The sequence below is a fragment of the Bradyrhizobium sp. B120 genome (assembly GCF_049075665.1).
In the GTDB taxonomy this organism is placed as follows: domain Bacteria; phylum Pseudomonadota; class Alphaproteobacteria; order Rhizobiales; family Xanthobacteraceae; genus Bradyrhizobium.
Window position 1 is genome coordinate 6663549 of record NZ_CP185242.1, and the last position, 17382, is coordinate 6680930.

Annotated in this window: 20 protein-coding genes; 5 read left to right on the plus strand and 15 right to left on the minus strand. The window is 64.0% G+C overall.

Annotation, left to right across the window (positions count from 1 at the left end):
• The first annotated feature begins 133 nt into the window (after positions 1-133).
• Positions 134-493: a DUF1236 domain-containing protein gene (locus tag ACOIX3_RS30970; RefSeq protein WP_342727526.1), complete on the plus strand. Its 360-nt coding sequence runs from the start codon at positions 134-136 to the stop codon at positions 491-493.
• Positions 494-640: 147 nt separating this feature from the next.
• On the opposite strand, the gene ACOIX3_RS30975 is transcribed toward ACOIX3_RS30970, so the two are convergent.
• The 9 genes from ACOIX3_RS30975 to ACOIX3_RS31015 form a co-directional block, all read right to left on the minus strand.
• Positions 641-1741, minus strand: a complete 1101-nt coding sequence (locus ACOIX3_RS30975) for a hypothetical protein (protein ID WP_420965752.1) — start codon at positions 1739-1741, stop codon at positions 641-643.
• A 139-nt stretch (positions 1742-1880) separates the two neighbouring features.
• Complete coding sequence (locus ACOIX3_RS30980) at positions 1881-2252, minus strand: GFA family protein (protein WP_420965753.1); 372 nt, start codon at positions 2250-2252, stop codon at positions 1881-1883.
• 2 nt (positions 2253-2254) lie between these two features.
• On the minus strand, positions 2255-2848 hold the full coding sequence (locus ACOIX3_RS30985; RefSeq protein ID WP_420965754.1) for a class I SAM-dependent methyltransferase: 594 nt from the start codon (positions 2846-2848) through the stop codon (positions 2255-2257).
• A gap of 3 nt (positions 2849-2851) precedes the next feature.
• A complete protein-coding gene (gene glyS / locus ACOIX3_RS30990) occupies positions 2852-5023 on the minus strand; it encodes a glycine--tRNA ligase subunit beta (protein WP_420965755.1) in 2172 nt (723 codons plus the stop codon).
• The gene (locus ACOIX3_RS30995; RefSeq protein ID WP_420965756.1) at positions 5023-5958 is read right to left on the minus strand and encodes a glycine--tRNA ligase subunit alpha; all 936 of its coding nucleotides are present in this window, start codon (positions 5956-5958) and stop codon (positions 5023-5025) included. The genes glyS and ACOIX3_RS30995 overlap by 1 nt, the downstream gene beginning before the upstream one ends.
• Before the next feature lie 181 nt (positions 5959-6139).
• Positions 6140-6331 carry a hypothetical protein gene (locus ACOIX3_RS31000; RefSeq protein ID WP_420971832.1) on the minus strand — a complete coding sequence of 64 codons (192 nt, stop codon included), beginning with the start codon at positions 6329-6331 and terminating at the stop codon, positions 6140-6142.
• A 116-nt stretch (positions 6332-6447) separates the two neighbouring features.
• Positions 6448-7383, minus strand: a complete 936-nt coding sequence (locus ACOIX3_RS31005; RefSeq protein ID WP_420965757.1) for a S49 family peptidase — start codon at positions 7381-7383, stop codon at positions 6448-6450.
• A 245-nt stretch (positions 7384-7628) separates the two neighbouring features.
• Positions 7629-8345, minus strand: a complete 717-nt coding sequence (locus tag ACOIX3_RS31010; RefSeq protein ID WP_420965758.1) for a tRNA1(Val) (adenine(37)-N6)-methyltransferase — start codon at positions 8343-8345, stop codon at positions 7629-7631.
• Between the two features lie 103 nt (positions 8346-8448).
• On the minus strand, positions 8449-8676 hold the full coding sequence (locus ACOIX3_RS31015; RefSeq protein ID WP_173638095.1) for a DUF2007 domain-containing protein: 228 nt from the start codon (positions 8674-8676) through the stop codon (positions 8449-8451).
• 134 nt (positions 8677-8810) lie between these two features.
• On the opposite strand from ACOIX3_RS31015, the gene ACOIX3_RS31020 reads away from it, so the two are divergent.
• Positions 8811-9821, plus strand: coding sequence for a polyprenyl synthetase family protein (locus ACOIX3_RS31020; RefSeq protein WP_173638096.1), 1011 nt, complete (start codon positions 8811-8813; stop codon positions 9819-9821).
• 388 nt (positions 9822-10209) lie between these two features.
• Here ACOIX3_RS31020 and ACOIX3_RS31025 read toward each other — a convergent pair whose 3' ends face one another.
• A complete protein-coding gene (locus ACOIX3_RS31025; protein ID WP_420965760.1) occupies positions 10210-11109 on the minus strand; it encodes a transglutaminase-like domain-containing protein in 900 nt (299 codons plus the stop codon).
• Between the two features lie 6 nt (positions 11110-11115).
• The gene (locus tag ACOIX3_RS31030) at positions 11116-11955 is read right to left on the minus strand and encodes an AraC family transcriptional regulator (protein ID WP_420965761.1); all 840 of its coding nucleotides are present in this window, start codon (positions 11953-11955) and stop codon (positions 11116-11118) included.
• A gap of 237 nt (positions 11956-12192) precedes the next feature.
• Between ACOIX3_RS31030 and ACOIX3_RS31035 the strand changes: the two genes are divergently transcribed.
• Positions 12193-13434, plus strand: a complete 1242-nt coding sequence (locus tag ACOIX3_RS31035; RefSeq protein WP_420965762.1) for an ABC transporter substrate-binding protein — start codon at positions 12193-12195, stop codon at positions 13432-13434.
• 227 nt (positions 13435-13661) lie between these two features.
• The gene (locus tag ACOIX3_RS31040; RefSeq protein ID WP_420965763.1) at positions 13662-14765 is read left to right on the plus strand and encodes a mandelate racemase/muconate lactonizing enzyme family protein; all 1104 of its coding nucleotides are present in this window, start codon (positions 13662-13664) and stop codon (positions 14763-14765) included.
• 110 nt (positions 14766-14875) lie between these two features.
• On the opposite strand, the gene ACOIX3_RS31045 is transcribed toward ACOIX3_RS31040, so the two are convergent.
• Positions 14876-15247, minus strand: a complete 372-nt coding sequence (locus ACOIX3_RS31045; protein WP_420965764.1) for a hypothetical protein — start codon at positions 15245-15247, stop codon at positions 14876-14878.
• A 195-nt stretch (positions 15248-15442) separates the two neighbouring features.
• Here ACOIX3_RS31045 and ACOIX3_RS31050 point away from each other — a divergent pair, with 195 nt between their 5' ends.
• Complete coding sequence (locus tag ACOIX3_RS31050) at positions 15443-15667, plus strand: hypothetical protein (protein ID WP_029079022.1); 225 nt, start codon at positions 15443-15445, stop codon at positions 15665-15667.
• Between the two features lie 90 nt (positions 15668-15757).
• Here the strand turns inward: ACOIX3_RS31050 and ACOIX3_RS31055 are convergent, their stop codons facing one another.
• The 3 genes from ACOIX3_RS31055 to ACOIX3_RS31065 all read right to left on the minus strand — a co-directional run bounded on the left by ACOIX3_RS31055 (position 15758) and on the right by ACOIX3_RS31065 (position 17339).
• Positions 15758-15895 (minus strand): hypothetical protein, encoded by a 138-nt coding sequence (locus tag ACOIX3_RS31055; protein WP_342712494.1) that lies wholly within the window; start codon positions 15893-15895, stop codon positions 15758-15760.
• 31 nt (positions 15896-15926) lie between these two features.
• The gene (locus ACOIX3_RS31060; protein WP_092116082.1) at positions 15927-16361 is read right to left on the minus strand and encodes a cupin domain-containing protein; all 435 of its coding nucleotides are present in this window, start codon (positions 16359-16361) and stop codon (positions 15927-15929) included.
• 321 nt (positions 16362-16682) lie between these two features.
• Entirely contained in the window at positions 16683-17339 is a 657-nt protein-coding gene (locus tag ACOIX3_RS31065) for a glutathione S-transferase (RefSeq protein WP_420965766.1), read from the minus strand.
• Positions 17340-17382 lie beyond the last annotated feature (43 nt).

Sequence of the window (17382 nt, forward strand, 5' to 3'; positions counted from 1 at the left end):
CAACTCACGAAAATTGCTCCAAAATGCCGCGTATGTGGCGGCGGTTTTTCCGGAACATCACCACACCAGATGCATTGGCTCGGCGTGCGCATCGGCGAAGGTCGGCGCGCGCATTTAAAGAATGGAGCGAGCCATGCGAAACAGAATACTTGCCGTTGCAGCGGTTGCTGCTGCGATCACGGTGCCGGCTGTTGCCGCACAGGCCCAGACCGTCGGCGTTGTCCGCGGTGGCCCGCCGGTTGCAGTCGAGGATGACGAAGGCATTGCGGTCGAGCAGCGCCCGGCATTCCGAGAATACATCGTGCGCGAGCGCGTGCCGAACTACACCGTTCCGGATCGCGTCGTGATCGGCACCGTGCTGCCGGATGCCGGCGTAACCTATTACGACGTGCCGCAACGGTTCGGCGCGACGCCCTATCGCTACACCGTCGTGAATGGCGAGACCGTTCTGGTCGAGCCGCGTTCGCGGCGGATCGTTCAGGTGGTCGAGTAGCTCAGTTCAGCACGATCGCCTGAACGAACAGTCCGGGCGCCGCGCAAGCGGATGTGCGCGAAGTTCGACCGGACCAGAAAGCCCCGCCCGGCCTCCCCACCGGGCGGGGCTCTTCTGTTGCCACGTGATGAGTTCCGACGTCGCGATCTACGACTTCAGGATCGAGAGCAGCGTCGAGGTCGACTTGTAGTTTTTGATCGCGGCGTCCTGGAAATCCTGCGTCCAGTTGGCAGCCTGGCGTTCCTCCGCGCTCATCGAGGAATATTGCTTGAGGATGCCGAGGCTGAACTGGCGCGGATCGCCGGCGGACTGGCTCTGCTTCAGCGCATCGAGCACCGCAAGCCGGGTCCGCGTGTTGAGTTCGTGCTTGGCCGCGAAGATCTCCTCGCCTGAAAACTTCTTGTCCTGGTTCAGCGAGATCGCTGACAGCGAGCGGTTGTCGAGCGAGGACAGATCGGCGAGCTGCCCGGTCTTGCGGCGGGAATCGTACACCAGTTCCTTGCCGCTCTTCGCCGCCTCGCTCTTCTGCCGATCGAGGAAGGCGCGCGCATCGCTCGCCACGCTGCCGAAGTCGCGTGGCTTACCCGTCGTGGGAGATGTGGTTCCCGTCAGCGCGGCCGCGATCGGGTCGCCTGAAATTCCCGTCGGCGCCTTGTTTGGATCCTGTTGCGTCGCCTGAACCCCCTTCAGCACCGCGGCGCGCTGACCGGCCCAGGTCGCGGTCGCCTTTTCCTCATCGCTGGCGCCGTCGAGATAGTCGAGCGCCGACTTGTAGCTGACGCTGTAGTCGCCGGTCAGGCGCGTGGTCGCAAGCGACGGCGCCAGGGCCTTGTCGAAGCGCTGCTTCAGCTCGGTGGCGGCGACCGCCTGCTCGTCCGGCGTGAACTTGCCGCCATTGTTGGTCGAGATCGCAAACAGCGAGCGGCGATCCAGCGTCGAGAGATCGATCGTGGTCTTGCCGTCGACGATCGGCTTCTTCACCCCTGCGGCCGTGTAGAGCCGGTCGAGCGCGACGCGCGCGTCATGGGTGACGGTCGCAAAATCCGGCAGCGGCGCCTTGGCGAGTTGCGCGCGGGCGGCGTCCGACAGCGTGAGGTTGGTCGCGGCGCTCGATGTCGCGGGCGCCGACAGGTCGCCGGCGCTGCCGTCGCCTGACAAGGTCGCCGCCAGCGAGGGCGTCGCGGCGGCCCGCGCATAGGCCGAGCCATATTGGGCGTAGGGATTGGGCGTGGTGCCGATCGAGGTCATCGGGGAGGTCCCTGCATTGGCGCGAGGGGCGATTTCTTAAGAAATCGTTGACTCGCCAGGACCCTCGCAGGGCATGGTTAACAAATTGCAAATCATTTCCAGATATTTCCAGCGCGACACATATCGCCACGGTGGCCGCTTACCTGTCGACGACCCACGTGTGGCGGCGCTGCGTAAAGACCGACTGCGACGGCGCGGGAAAATCGGGATCCGCGAAGGCGCCGACCGCAACGCCGATCAGATCCGGCGCGCGACCGGGTTCCCAATAGACCGACGATCCGCAATTCGGGCAGAAATGAAACACCACTGGAGACCCGCTGCCGCCGATGCGGCTGTATTCGCGCGCCTCGCCCTGCGGCTCGACATCGGCGCGCGGAAAGAACGCCGCGACGCCATAGGTGCTGCCGGTCCGCTTCTGGCACTCGAGACAATGACACAGCGATATCGTGAGGGGCTCGCCCTGACAGGTGACGCGGAGCTGTCCGCAGGCGCATGTCGCGAGCCTTGCCATCATCACCCGCCCTTGCTGGCGACCAGCCGGTGAATGACCTTGCCGGACGAGGCGCTGACGACTTCCGCGTCGAACAGCAATTCGGCCGCCGCCAGTTCAGCCCGCACCAGCGCGGTATCGAAGGCTGCATAGAGCCGGCCATGCGCATCCCGCGCGTCGTCACCCGCGGTGACGCGCCAGCTCAGATAGAAGATGCCGCCCGGCTTCACGATGTCGAACATGCGGCGCACCGACGGCACGATCAGCGCGTGATCGAGATGCATGATCACGGTCTCGCACAGCACATTGTCGAAACTGTCGGCGGCGATGCCGGATAGTTCAGGCAATTCGGCGCGCACAAAGCGCAGCGCCGGATAGCGGGTGCGAGCTTCCGCGAGCAGGCCCTCGGAGGCATCAAAGCCCTCGGCCGGGAAGCCGTTGGCATTGAGCCACGCCACCTCGCGGCCGCTGCCGCAGCCGATATCGGCGGTCGCACCGCCCTTGATGAAGAATTGCCCGACGATCTCCTGCAGGTCACGAGGTGCCGGCTGCTCGTGCCAGTCCTGCGCAAACGCCGCCGCCTCCTTGTCGTAAGCGGCGAGCGTTGCGCGGTCCATCGGTCACCCCTCGATCCGGGAGAAATCCGCCACCGCACGCGTCGCGGCGCGGATCTCGTTGAGCAGCTTCAGGCGGTTTTCGCGCACCTTGGGGTCATCGTCGTTGACCTTGACCTTGTCGAAGAACGCATCAACCGCCGGACGCAGCTTGGCCATCGCGCTCATCGCACCGGCGAAGTCTTCTTTTGCAACCGCGGCAGAGGCCTCGGCCTTCACCTGATCGATCGCCGCAGCCAGAGTCTTCTCTTCGTCGAGCCTGTAGAGCGCGGCGTCGGGCGCGCCATCAAACGTACGCTTGTCCTTCTTCTCCTCGATGCTGAGGATATTGCTGGCGCGCTTGGTTCCCGCGAGCAGGTTCTTGCCGTCGTCGCTGTCGAGGAATTTGCCGAGCGCCTCGACGCGGCGGACAATGCGCAGGAGATCATCGTCATCGTCGAGCGCGAATACTGAGTCGACAAGATCGTGCCTGGCGCCCTGTTCGCGCAACTGGACTTTCAGGCGATCAGCGAAAAAGCCCAGCAACTCTAGCGAAACATAGTACCTCTCCGACCGCGCGGGCCCGGTGTCTGGCTTTTGCGAGAGCAGATGCGCAGCGTAGGCTTCCGTATTTTCCTCCCCCGGCAGTTTGGGCGGGAACAGCGCACACGCTTCGTCGAAGAGCTTGAGCAAGTTCAACGGACGATTAAGAGTCAGAATAGTTCTCACCACGCCAAGCGCTGCTCGTCTCAACGCAAACGGGTCCTTCGATCCGGTCGGCTTCTCATCGATTATCCAGAACCCCACAAGCGTGTCCAGCTTGTCCGCCAGTGCCACGGCGACGCTCACCGGATCAGTCGGGACGCGATCGGTCGGCCCCTGCGGCTTCCAGTGCTCCTCGCTCGCCGCGGCGACCGACGCATCCTCGCCCTGCGCCAGCGCGTAGTACTTCCCCATCAGGCCTTGCAACTCGGGGAATTCGCCGACCACTTCAGTCAGCAAATCCGCTTTCGCGAGGCGCGCGGCGCGCTTCGTCTTCTCGACATCTGCGCCGACCAGCGGCGCGATCTCGGCGGCGAGACGTTCGATCCGCTTGATGCGCTCTGCCTGGGTGCCGAGCTTCTCGTGGAACACGATCTGCTCGAACTTCGGCAGCCGATCTTCCAACCTGGTCTTCAGATCGGTCTCGTAGAAGAATTTCGCGTCCGACAGCCGCGGACGGATCACGCGCTCGTTGCCGGCGACGATGGTCTTGCCGCCGTCGGGCGCCTCGATGTTGGCGGTCAGCACGAACTTGTTGGTCAATTTCCCGGTCTTGGGGTCTTTGACGACGAAGCACTTCTGGTTGTTGCGGATGGTGGCGCGGATCACCTCATCCGGGATCGACAAAAATTCCTTCTCGAACGATCCCATCATCACGACCGGCCATTCGACGAGGCCTGAAACCTCATCGAGCAGCACCTGGTCCTCGACCAGCTCGAGGCCCTGCGCGAACGCCAGCTCCTTGGCGTCCTCGAGGATGATGTCCTTGCGGGCCTGCGGATCGAGGATCACCTTGGCCGCCTTCAGCTTGGCCTCGTAATCCTCGAAGCGGCGCACGCTGATCGCGCTAGGTGCCATGAAGCGATGGCCGTAGGTGGTCTGCCCGGCCTCGATGCCGTCGACCGAGAATTTCACGACATCGGGCTCCTCGGTCTCCAGACCGAAGGTCGCGGTGATGGCGTGCAGCGGCCGCACCCAGGTCAGCGCGCCTGATTTGGCCGAGCGCGCGCCCCAGCGCATCGATTTCGGCCAGGGGAAGGTGCGGATGATCACCGGGATCATGTCCGCGATCACGTCGATCGCGGCCCGGCCGGGCTTCTCGATCAGCGCGATGTAAAAATCGCCCTTCGGGTCTTTCTGGATCTTCGCTTCATCCAGCGACTTGAGACCCGTCGCTTTCAGAAAGCCCTGCACCGCCGCATCCGGGGCGCCCATCTTCGGGCCGCGACGTTCGGTCTTCAAATCGGGCTGGCGCGCGGGAATGCCGTGCACGGTCAGCGCAAGGCGGCGCGGGGTCGCGAACGCCTTGGCGCCTTCATAGACGAGGCCCTCGGCGACCAGCTTTTCGGTCACCATGCGGCGCAGATCGTCCGCCGCTTTGGCTTGCATGCGCGCGGGAATTTCTTCGGAGAACAGTTCGAGGAGGAGATCGGGCATCAGACCGCCCTGCCCGTTTCAGTGTGGATCCATGCCTCGCCGCAGGCCTTCGCCAGATCGCGCACGCGGCCGATGTAGCTCTGCCGCTCCGTCACCGAGATGACGCCGCGGGCGTCGAGCAAATTGAACACGTGGCTCGCCTTGATGCACTGGTCGTAGGCCGGCAAGGCCATCAGATGTTCCTTGATGTTGCTATTCTCGCGCCATCCGGCGGCGAGGTATTTGCGGCAGGCCTCTTCCGCCATCCTGAATTGCTCGAACAGCATCGCGGTGTCGGCGTATTCGAAATTGTGCCGCGAATATTCCTGCTCGGCCTGCAGGAAGACGTCGCCATAGGTGACCTTCTCGGCACCCTCGCGGCCGTTGAAGTTGAGGTCGTAGACCCGGTCGACGCCTTGCACATACATCGCGAGCCGCTCGAGCCCGTAGGTGAGCTCGCCCGCGACCGGCGCGCATTCGACGCCGGCGACCTGCTGGAAGTAGGTGAATTGCGACACTTCCATGCCGTCGCACCAGCATTCCCAGCCGAGACCCCAGGCGCCGAGCGTCGGGCTCTCCCAATCATCCTCGACGAAGCGGATGTCATGGACGGCAGCGTCGATGCCGATCGCAGCCAGCGACTTCAGGTACAGCTCCTGAAGGTTCGGCGGCGACGGCTTCATGATCACCTGGAACTGGTAATAGTGCTGCAGGCGGTTGGGGTTTTCGCCATAGCGGCCGTCCTTGGGCCGCCGCGAGGGCTGCACATAGGCCGCGTTCCACGGCTTTGGCCCCAGCGCGCGCAGCGTGGTCGCGGGATGGAAGGTGCCGGCGCCCATTTCCATGTCGTAGGGCTGCAGGATGACGCAACCCTGCTCGGCCCAGAATCGCTGGAGAGCCAGGATGAAGCCCTGGAACGAACGTTCCGGGCGCATGTGGTCAGGCAGGGCGTCCATCGTCAGTACAGGTCTCGCGAGGGGGGTTGTGAAGCGCGCGGGACCGTATCGGCGGCTGCCAATGGAATCAAGGCGATGGGGGATGTTGAGCGTCATTCCGGGATGGTGCGCTAGCACCAGACCCGGAATCTCGAGATTCCGGGTTCGATGCTGACGCATCGCCCCGGAATGACGAAGGAGGCTAGCCCGGACGATAGGCTCCGGTCACGGGGTCGCGGCGCAGGGTCTTGATTTCGCTCGCGCGCGTGGCCTCGGCCACGCGGGACAATCGCGCCTCTTCCAGTTCCTGGTTGATCCGGACGGCGGTCTTGTATGCCCAGCGGACCACGGCCAGGCCACCCAGGACGCCTGCGAATGCAATCAGCGGCGGCATCGGTCGATCCTTGTCGTTCACGTCTGTCAGGCCCCCAATGGAAGGTATTCTCGCGCAAGGCGGCCTGCGCCGCAATCGCGCTTTTGGGGCTAAATGGCGCGCTCAAATCCCCGTGTTCACAGCCCGAATTTGGCCCAAATCGCCCTCGTTTCGACCGCCGAGATCAAATCGTCCGGCAAGCTTGCCAGCCCGTCCAGCGCCGCCATCGACCCCGCCCCCGGCGCCCGCCGGCCGAGCAGGCCGGACAGCATGCCGCTGGCGGGCGCGATCACCGGGGTCAGCACCTTCTCGCCATAGCGGGCCCGCAGCGTCGCGCGCAGGTCGCCGATGCCATCGGCAAGCCCGAGCCCGATCGCGGTCTCGCCCGCCCAGTATTCGCCGGTGAACAACTCCTCGTCGGGCCCCTTCAGGCGGCTGCCGCGGCTCTGTTTCACCAGCGCGATGAAGATCGCATGGATCTCGCGCTGGATCGACTTCAGCCGGGCGACGTCATCGGGGTTTTCGGGAAGGAACGGATCGAGCATCGCCTTGTGGCTGCCCGCCGTATAGAGCCGCCGCTCGACCCCGATCTTCTTGATCAATCCTTCGAGGCCGAAGCTGCCGCCGACCACGCCGATCGAACCCAGGATCGAGGACGGGTCGCAATAGATCTCGTCGCCGGCGCAGGCGATCATGTAGCCGCCGGAGGCCGCGACGTCCTCGACGAACACCAGCACCGGCAGCTTCTTCTCCGCGGCCAGTTGCCGAATGCGCAGATAGATCTGCCGCGACTGCACCGGCGAGCCGCCCGGCGAATTGATCACCAGCGCCACCGCCTTGGCATTCCGAGTGCCAAAGGCGCGCTCCAGCATCTTGGCAACGCCCGCGAGCGACATGCCGGGCCGCAGCGGCGTCACCGCGCCGATCACGCCCGACAGCCGCACCACCGGCACGACAGCCATGCCGCGCCGGAAACGTGCCGGCAACATTCCCTGCGCGCGTTCGAGCCATCCCGAACGTCCTCCAGAATGCGCTCCAGAATGTCCTTGGCGATCACTTGTTTGTTCACTCATGCCGTTACCTCGAATTAACCACTTTTTATCACGCCAGTGTCATTGGATTTCGTGGAACGCGTTTTGCATTTTGTCATTGGGGTTGCAACGCGCGGGCGGAGAGGGAGCCATGAAGATCTACCTGCTGATTTTGCTGATCGGTACACTTCTGACCGCGATCCATTTCACATCCAGGCCTGAACGCCAGTCGGAAACGGCCTCGCAGTGATTTAGTGCCAGTACGACGCGGGCAGCATCCCTGCCCGTTAGCGCCGCGCCAGCGGCAATTCCCCTTTCCCAGCCAAGATCTCCTGCACCCATTTATTGGGCACACCTGACTCTTCATTGAGCAACAGCGCGGCATGAAGCCGCGTCGGCGCCCGGCCGCCCTTGGTGGCCCGCACCAGGATTCGGATCGCCGGCGAGGCCGCCTCGCCGTGAACCGGCAGGATCTCGAGGCTGCCAAAGCCGCGGTCCAGCGCGGCCAGCACCTCAGCAATCCCGTCGGCCCGCCAGATCATCGCAAGCTGCCCGTTCGACTTGAGGATCCGCCGCGCCACGTGAACCCAGCTAGCCAGCGTGGTCGCGGTCGCGACATGGGCGCGCTGCCGCACGCCGTCCGGCGAGGCGCGGTGCCTTGAGGGATCGTTGAACGGCGGGTTCATAAGCACGACGTCGGCGCTGTCCGGTCCAAGGCCCGCGTCGTCGAACGCTGAAGCGCCGGCCTCGACATCGAGCACGATCACCTCGGCCATGATCGCGTTGGCGCTGGCGTTATTCCGGGCAAGCTCGGCCAATGCAGGGTCGATTTCGACCAGAACCAGATCGATCCCGCTCACCCGCCGTGCCACCGCGAGCCCGGCGGCGCCGACGCCGGAGCCGAGATCGACGACCCGGTCGGCTGATCGCGCCGGCGTCGCCGCGGCCAGCAGAATCGCGTCGTGGCCGGCGCGATGGCCGCTGCGGGGCTGCCGCAGCCGCAATTGCCCGCCGAGGAATCCGTCTTCGGTGATCTCGGCGGCCGGAGACTCGTTTTTGGACGCGTTTTCTTGACGCGAACCGGGGCCTACTTCGCTTGAAAACGCTCTACTCATCGGCCCGCAATTCGTGGCCCAGGCCGGCATCGGTCAGGAGCTGGCGGGCCTCGTGGTTGTCGTCCTCGTGCACCAGGATCCGCCGCGGCAGCACGCCGAGCGAGCCCTCGATGATGCTCATGTTCTGGTCCAGCACCAGATGATGGATGTTAGCGCTGTCGAGCAGCGCGCCGACGGCGGAGACCAGCACCACGTCATTGGTCCGTACCAATTCCCGCAAAATCCACTCTCCTCTCCGCCCGGCTGTGCGGCCAATGCGTCACATGTCAACAACTTCGTGGCCTTGCCGCACACCTTCGCAGTTTCTATTGTTATAGCTGAGCTAGTGCGAATTCGGCAAAATTGGAGACCAGCGTGGCGGTTATTGTACCCTTCGAAAGCCCGTCCAATGCTTCGATCGACGGGCTGGTGGGACTTGTCGCCGCCGACATGGAGCGCGTCAACGCGACCATCCTTTCGCGGACCGGCTCCGAAGTCACCATGATCCCCGAGGTCGCCAATCATCTGATCTCCTCCGGCGGCAAGCGGTTGCGCCCGATGCTGACCCTGGCGATGGCCCAGCTCGCCGACTACACAGGCGACGGCCATATCAAGCTCGCCGCCGCGGTCGAGTTCATGCACACCGCGACCCTGCTGCATGACGACGTGGTCGACGAGAGCGAGCTGCGCCGCGGCAAATTGTCCGCGCGGATGCTGTGGGGCAACGAGGCCAGCGTGCTGGTCGGCGACTTCCTGCTCGGCCAGGCGTTCCGGATGATGGTCGAGGTCGGCTCGCTGCGCGCGCTCGACATTCTCTCCGCCGCCGCCGCCACCATCGCCGAGGGCGAGGTGATGCAGCTTGCCGCCGCCAAGAACACCGCGACCACCGAGGACGAGTATCTCGCCGTGATCCGCGGCAAAACGGCGGAGCTGTTCGCCGCCGCCTGCGAGGTCGGCCCTGTCATCGCCAACCGGCCCAAGGCCGAGCAGACGGCGTGCCGCTCGGTCGGCATGAATCTCGGCATCGCCTTCCAGCTGGTCGACGACGTGCTCGACTATGGCGGCAAATCCGCCAAACTCGGCAAGAATGTTGGCGACGATTTCCGCGAGGGCAAGATCACGCTCCCGGTGGTGCTCGCCTTCCGCCGCGGCAACGACACCGAGCGGCAGTTCTGGATCCGCGCACTGGAGCGCGGCGAGATCGGCGCGGCCGATCTCGATCACGCGATCGGGCTGATGACCAAGCACCGCGCGCTGGAGGACACCATCAGCCGCGCTCACCACTACGGCGCAATGGCGGTCGACGCGCTGGCGCTGTTCCCGTCCTCGCCGATGAAGACGGCGCTGGAACAGGTCGTCGCGTTCTGCCTCGCAAGATCGCATTAAGCGCGCCACGCCCACAACCGTCGTCCCTGCGAAAGCAGGGACCCATACGCCGCGGCGAGAGTCGTGAACGGCAGTCGCCGTTCCGAAGTGTTCAAACAATAACCACTCGTGGTTATGGGTCCCTGCTTTCGCAGGGACGACAGCGAGTGTGTTGCGCTGCCCGTCGCAAAATATCGTCGTCCTGGCGAAGGCCAGGACCCATAGCCACCGAATTTCATTGTGAAAGAGATCGTGGCCCCGGCGTCGCGCAACAATTGCCATTTGGGGTAATGGGTCCTGGCTTTCGCCAGGACGACATCGAGTTTGTTGGACCGCCTGCGAGCCGCAGCTTCGCATTCTCGCGACATGGTCCGACGGGCTCGAAGTCCGACGCGCCCGCGACCTGCAGCTACAGCTCCTGCACGCAGTCGAGCACGGCGTTGAACACGGCCCTGGGAATACGCACCCGCTCATCGCGATCGAGCGCACCGAGTTCATCGACGTGAGCATCGGGCTCACGACTGACGATTGCCAGCCGGTCGAAAAAGGCGAGATCGAGTTCGCTGTCCTGCATGCGCATGGCGCCCCAAACGTCCCACGGCAGCATCTCGCGATTGTTCAGCGCGCAGATGTCGCGGACAAGATTGCCCGCAATGAACCAAAGCCCGTGCATGTCGAGGATGCCGAAGGCGCCGGGATCGCGGCTCCCCTCGCGGCAGAGCGACCAGGCATCGCCGGCAACGAGGAACTGGTCTCGGGGGACATCGGCTGCATCGAACCCGATCCCGAACAGCTCACGCTGCCGATCGTCGATCTGGGAATCGAACAATACCCAACATTGCCTGTCTTCGTTCCAATACTCCGTCACCCAATGGTCGAGGTATTTTCCGGCTTCGAAATAGGCGCCGAACCCGCAACGGGCACGCGCCGGAATGCCCTGGGTGCGCAACATCGCCACATGAAGCAGCGTGAAGTGCCTGCACACGCCGACCTGCCGTTCGTTGACGGCACGCGCCGCCGCAAGCGGCCGCGCATCGCGCGTCACGATTTCATCCAGCATCGTCTCGACGGGGCGGACCTGTGATTGCGCTTGCTGGTCGCCGCCGAGCGTAACCCCATAGGCCGGCGCGATGTGCTGATGGATCAGCAGGCCCTGCACGGTCGCCGCAAGCGCACCGGCGCCCCGCGGCAGGCCATCGAATAGAGCCGCGTGACGCCCCGGATCGCTCATGGCAACCGGTGTTTCGTATCTGTCGACGTTCATCTGAAAGGTCTCCCGCAAGTCTCGTCTCCCGCGCAACCACCACACCGGCCGCTACTCCTCGACCGGCACCCAGATCTCCAGCCCGCCATTACCGCTGTTCTTGTCGAACTTGTCGTCGTAGCGCTCGAAGTTCGGCGCGTCCGCAACCTTCATGCCGGACTGCGGCAGCCAGCGATTCCAGATCGTGTTGACGGTGCGGCGGATGGTCGAGATGTGGTCGGCGTGCGTGAACACCACATATTTCTGCGCCGGGATCCGGACCCGCGCGAACTCGCGCGGCAGGTCGGAGAAATCGGCGACCTCGACACCTGCGATGTAGTCGAAATTGCCGGCATCGTCGCCGTTGCAGCCGACACCATAGGCAACGTCACCGACCTGGCGGGGAACATGCGCGAATTGCTGGTGGAAACCGTGCCACTGGTTCGGAATGCCGGCCGTGCTGTCATTGGTGTGGTTGTAGCGCTCGCCGACGCCGGCGACGAGGAATGCGTTGCCGATCGCGATGCGCGGCGGATCGATGTGATCGAGAGCGGTCGAGATCATGGTAATCGGCTCCTGAAGCTTGAGCTTGGTCAGGCACGTCGTCGCGCGCACCGTCTCCGGCGTGACGCCGAAATGGTCGCGAAACGCGCGGGTGAATGCCTCGTGGGAGCCGTAGTCCGCATCCAGCGCGAGCGTGAGAATGTCCGGCGCACCGGCGGCGAGCTCGCGCGCGGCCTCGCTCAACCGCCGCGCCCGCACGTAGCGCATCACCGAAAACCCGGTCGCCTCCGCGAACGCCCGCACCAGATGGAAGCGCGAGACCCCGGCGACAACAGCGATATCATCGAGCGTCAGCGACGTGCGCAGGTGGCTTTCGATGTACCAGAGCGCCTTCTGGGCTGGATTCATGGACGACGGCCTTCCTGCAAAGCTCAGGCATCATGCACGGCTGCCGCGCGCGGCATTTGACAGTCCTTGCTGCGCAGCGGCGAAACTGTGGTTCCGCTCTGCGAAATTTTACTGCAAAGCCGTCGCTGGCAACACCGCTGCAATCGTGCATACTCGCAGTTGCATCGATCCGACGGCTCACCAAGCTGCCCGAAAATCAAGACTGCACGAGCCGCGGCCAGCATGTCAGGGAGGACAATGATGCATCACCACCGCCTGAGCTATGTCAACTGCGTCAAGTCTGCGGCGCTTGCGGGGCTTTTGACGATCGCCGTCGCCAGCGCCGCCAACGCCCAGAAGAAATACGATCCGGGTGCGACCGACACCGAGATCAAGGTCGGCAACATCATGCCCTATTCGGGCCCGGCATCCGCCTACGCCACGATCGGCAAGACGGAAGCCGCCTATTTCAACAAGGTCAACAGCGAGGGCGGCATCAACGGCCGCAAGATCAACTTCGTCTCCTACGACGACGGCTACAGCCCGCCGAAGATGGTCGAGCAGGCCCGCAAGCTGGTCGAGAGCGACGAGGTGCTGTTGATCTTCAATCCACTGGGCACGCCGGGCAACACCGCGATCCAGAAATACATGAACGCCAAGAAGGTGCCGCAGCTGTTCGTCTCCACCGGCGCCGCCAAGTGGAACGATCCGAAGAATTTTCCATGGACCATGGGCTGGCAGCCGAGCTACCAGGTCGAGGCGCGGATCTATGCCAAATACATCCTGCAGAAATATCCCGGCAAGACCATCGGCGTGCTCTACCAGAACGACGATTTCGGCAAGGACTACCTGATCGGCCTGCACGACGGGCTCGGCGAAGCGGCCAAGAAGCTGATCGTCGTCGAATCCTCCTACGAGACCACGTCGCCGACGGTGGATTCGCAGATCGTGCAGATCAAGGGCGCCAACCCCGACATCTTCGTCAACATCGCAACGCCGAAATTCGCGGCGCAGGCGATCAAGAAGGCCGCCGAGCTGGATTGGCATCCGGTCCAGTTCCTGACCAACGTCTCGGTCTCGATCGGCGGCGTGATGAAGCCGGCCGGCTTTGAGGCGAGCCAGGACATCCTGTCGACCCAGTATCTGAAGGATCCCGCGGATCACGAGTGGAAGAACGATCCAGCCATGAACGAGTGGCGCGCCTTCATGACCAAGTGGTATCCCGAGGGCGACCAGAACGACGCCTCGACCGTGTTCGGCTACGGCGTCGCCAAGGGGCTCGAGCAGGTGTTGCGGCAATGCGGCGACAACCTCACCCGCGAGAACCTGATGAAGCAGGCGGCCAGCCTCAACTTCGAGATCGGCATCTACCTGCCCGGCACCAAGATCAAGACCGGACCGGACGACTATGCACCGATCGAGCAGTTGCAGATGATGCGCTTCAAGGGCGAGAGCTGGGAGCGGTTCGGCCCCGTGATGAGCGGCGAGAAGAGTTCGTAGCAGCCTTCTCCACAGCTTCGGAGTTCGTGATGCCCGGCGCCACGCCGGGCATCCACGTCTTCGACACGATTCACGAGCAACACTTGCCACGAGCAAGACTTGCCAGAAGCAAGAGCTGCGATGGCTGGAACCCAGACGCCGAAGCAACACCGTCCAGGCTGCCGCATCCGGCCCTCACGAGCTTCAGGGACATCCTGCTACATCCTGCGATCGGAAGGACAACAACAATGAAGATCACCGACGTCCGCGCCCACCACATCCGCATTCCCTATGATGCAGGCCCTGCCAGCTTTCGCCAGGGCGCGTCCGCGATCTCGGCGCTCGACATGGTGCTGGTCGAGGTGTCGACCGATGCCGGTCTGACCGGCTGGGGCGATGCCTTCGCCTATGTCTGCCCGAAGACGAGCAGCATGGCGGTGGCCGAGATGATCGCGCCGCAGGCGCGCGGCCTCGAAGTGCCCGACGCGGCCAACATTCCCGCCGCGATGGAGCAGATCCAGCGCAATCTGCATCTGTTCGGCCGCTACGGCATCACGATGTTTGCGATCTCGGCGCTCGACATCGCGCTGTGGGATCTCGCCGGCAAGGTGAAGGGCGTACCGCTGCATCAATTGATCGGCGGCGCCAAGCGCAGCGCGATTCCGGCCTATGCGAGCCTGATGCGGATCGGCAATCCGGCGCACATCGCCGCCGAATGCAAGAAGGCGATCAAGCTCGGTTACGCCGCGATCAAGCTGCACGAGACCACCGTGCCGGCGGTTGCCGCGGCGCGCGAAGCGATCGGCCCCGGCGTGCCGCTGATGGTCGACATGAACTGCCCGCTGGATGGGCCGGCGGCGATCCAGTTCGCCCGCGACTGCAAGCAGGCCGCGCCGATGTTCCTGGAGGAGCCGGTCTGGCCGCCGGAGGATTTTGCAACGCTCGCGGAGGTGCGGAGAGAAGGCCGGCTCGATATCGCCGCCGGCGAGAACGCCTGCACGGTGCATCAATTCCGCCAGATGATGGCCGCGGGCGCGGTCAGTCACGCCCAGCCATCGGTGATCAAGGTCGGCGGCGTCACCGAATTTTTGCGCGTGGCGGTCCTCGCCGACGAGTTCGGCGTCCAGGTAATTCCGCACTCGCCCTATTTCGGGCCGGGCTTCCTTGCCACGCTGCATCTGATGGCGATCCGCGACGAAGGCCTGATCGAAATGTTCTTCATGAAGCGCCCCGCCTGCCTGTGGGGCGACCGCATCGACGTCGACGCCCGTGGCCATGTCGCCGTGCCGCAAGGCCCCGGGCTCGGCTACGAGCCGGATCGCGATGTGATGGAGACGTATCGGGTGGCGTAGAAGGCGCGACTACGCCCGATCCGTCATTGCGAGGAGCGAAGCGACGAAGCAATCCATCGCTCCGCATGCGTGGTGGGATGGATTGCTTCGCTTCGCTCGCAATGACGAAGCTACTTCGTCCCGTCCTTCGCCACAGGCGTCGCATCCTTCGCCGGCGGCGCGTCGGCTTTCTTCTTCAGGTCTTCGGTCAGCTTGACCTGCGCCGCCTGCAAATCGGTGACGAGCTTCTGCAAGCCCGCAATAGTGCTCTTCAGGCTCTCGATCTGCCGGTTGGCGGCGTCGAGCTTCTGCTGGTGATCCGATGTGAGCTTGCCGATCGTCTTCTGCAGGAAATCGACGTTGCTCTGCAGGCAGCTGGTGCGACGCTCCATGGTTTTCTCGACGGTGCAGATCTCGACGCCGGGAACGTCCTGCGCATGCGCGGTTCCGACGACGCCGAGTGCAAGCGGCACGAGCAAGGCAACAACGAAACGCGCGATCATCGGCATCCTCAATCACATGCGTCATTCACAGTTTTGTGCTCGCGACGCTGAAAGCCAGGCACACATACCACACTGAAACCGCATTCAAGCGGTGTGCTTGACCCATTACCGGGACTACTCGTGGGGACGGGGGCCTTCGGAACTTGTTTGGTTCGACCCCTTTTGGCTCGACCTTGGGCAGTGGAGACAGATCGTATGGCTACGCGCGAAAAACGGCTGGCGCAATTCGACGGCAATGGCGAACCTTCGCCGGAACAACGCGTGGAAGTGCTTTGTGAGGATCACAGCGGAACGTATCAGCTGCCGTTCGCCTGCCGATTCATCGACGGCCAGTGGCGTAATGACACAACCGGCGGCGCGCTGGAGGTCAATGTCATCGCCTGGCGCATGCCGCGCGTGAAGCAGGCGGGCATGGCCTGAGGGGCGCGTTGGCGCGCGCTGTTTCAAAACGCGACGCGCACGCGAGGCGTTTTAAGATTTGGAACGCGGATGGAACGAACCGCGTCCGAATCACTGATCGAGCGACGTACTCCGTTGTTCACGGCTAGATGTGGTCATCAGCCCGAGGCGGCGCACCACATACAGAAGCATGACGATCGGCCGCAACCAGCGGCCGACGACAAAGGTTAATTCCTCCGCGGACGACATTTGCGGTCCCTCCTCTGATCCTCCTTGGCGATCATTTCCATGGCGTCACCGGCGGCACCGCCTCGGTCGCCGGCGGCACATCCACGGTCTTGAAATCGGCGGGGCTGACGATCTCGAGGTATTCCATGTCCTTCGAGTAATCGAACAGATAGTGGGTGATGCCGGGCCGCTGATGGATCACGTCGCCGGCCTCGACCAGCGTCTCCTTGTCCTCGTACATGAAGCGCGCCCAGCCCTTGGTCATGATGACGATCTGAAAATCGCACAGATGCTTGTGCCAGCCGGTGCCCTCTTCCGGCGGCAGGTCGGGATTGGCCTTGACCAGATGGCAGATCACCTGCCCGCCGGTGGCATCGGCGATGCCGAGATCGCGATACAGGAAGAAGTCGCGCAGACCTCCGCCCTTGAACTCGGTGTCACCGGGTTTGACGTGGGAAAATTTGCTGACGGCGGCGTGCTGGTTCATTTCAAGCCTCCACGGTTCTCGTGTTCGCGAGATCACGGCGCCGGCTCAGCGTCCAAATTTTCGGCAGCGTCGCATCGTCGCGGTCACAGCTCGCTTGTTGCTATGCGAAATCCTTGCCAGCCCGGTTGTGCTGCGGCGATCGGTCCCGCCATGCGCCGCCGTCGCAGCGGAAGCACTTGGAGCAAAGCCTGAATTTGCGTTCGGCGCGGGCTGCGCCCGATCGCCGCGCGGCACCGATGCCGGGCGCCGACGGCACGTCCATTGAGCAAGGCCTGCCTGGAGCTTGAGCCGCCGGCGCCGGCAGGCCTTGGCGCACGCTGCCTAATATTCGACCTCGAGCTCCTCGACGTCGGCAGGCTCGGCCTTCGCCGCCTCGATCCATTCCCGCATCTCGGGCATCGCCATGATGGTCCTGGCATACGCCGCGAGAACGGGGTCGAGCTTGACGTCATAGGTCATGAAGCGGGTCACGACGGGGGCATACATCGCGTCCGCCATGGTGCGGCGTTCGCCGAACAGGAACGGTCCGCCGGACATGCCGAGGCAGTCGCGCCAGATGGTGCAGACCCGGTCGATATCGGCCTGCGCGCGCGACCAGATCTTGAAGCCGGGAAAATGCCCCTTGAGATTGACCGGCAGCGAGGAGCGCAGCGTGGTGAAGCCGGAATGGATTTCGCCCGAGATCGAGCGGCAATGCGCGCGCTGGATCCGGTCCTCGGGCAATAGCCCGGCGTGCGGCATGACCTCGTTGAGATACTCGCCGATCGCCAGCGTATCCCAGACGGTCGCGCCCTCGTGGCGCAGGCAGGGCACCAGGATCGATGACGACAGCAGCAGCAGTTCGGCCCGCGCCGAGGCGTCATCGGGCGCGGTGACCACCTCCTCGAATTCCAGCCCGGCGAATTTCACCAGCAGCCAGCCGCGCAGCGACCAGGACGAATAATTCTTGCTGCTGATGGTGAGTGTCGCTTTCGCCATATCGGATCCTCACGCCTGAACGCGTCCTTAGCCCCCGGTGACC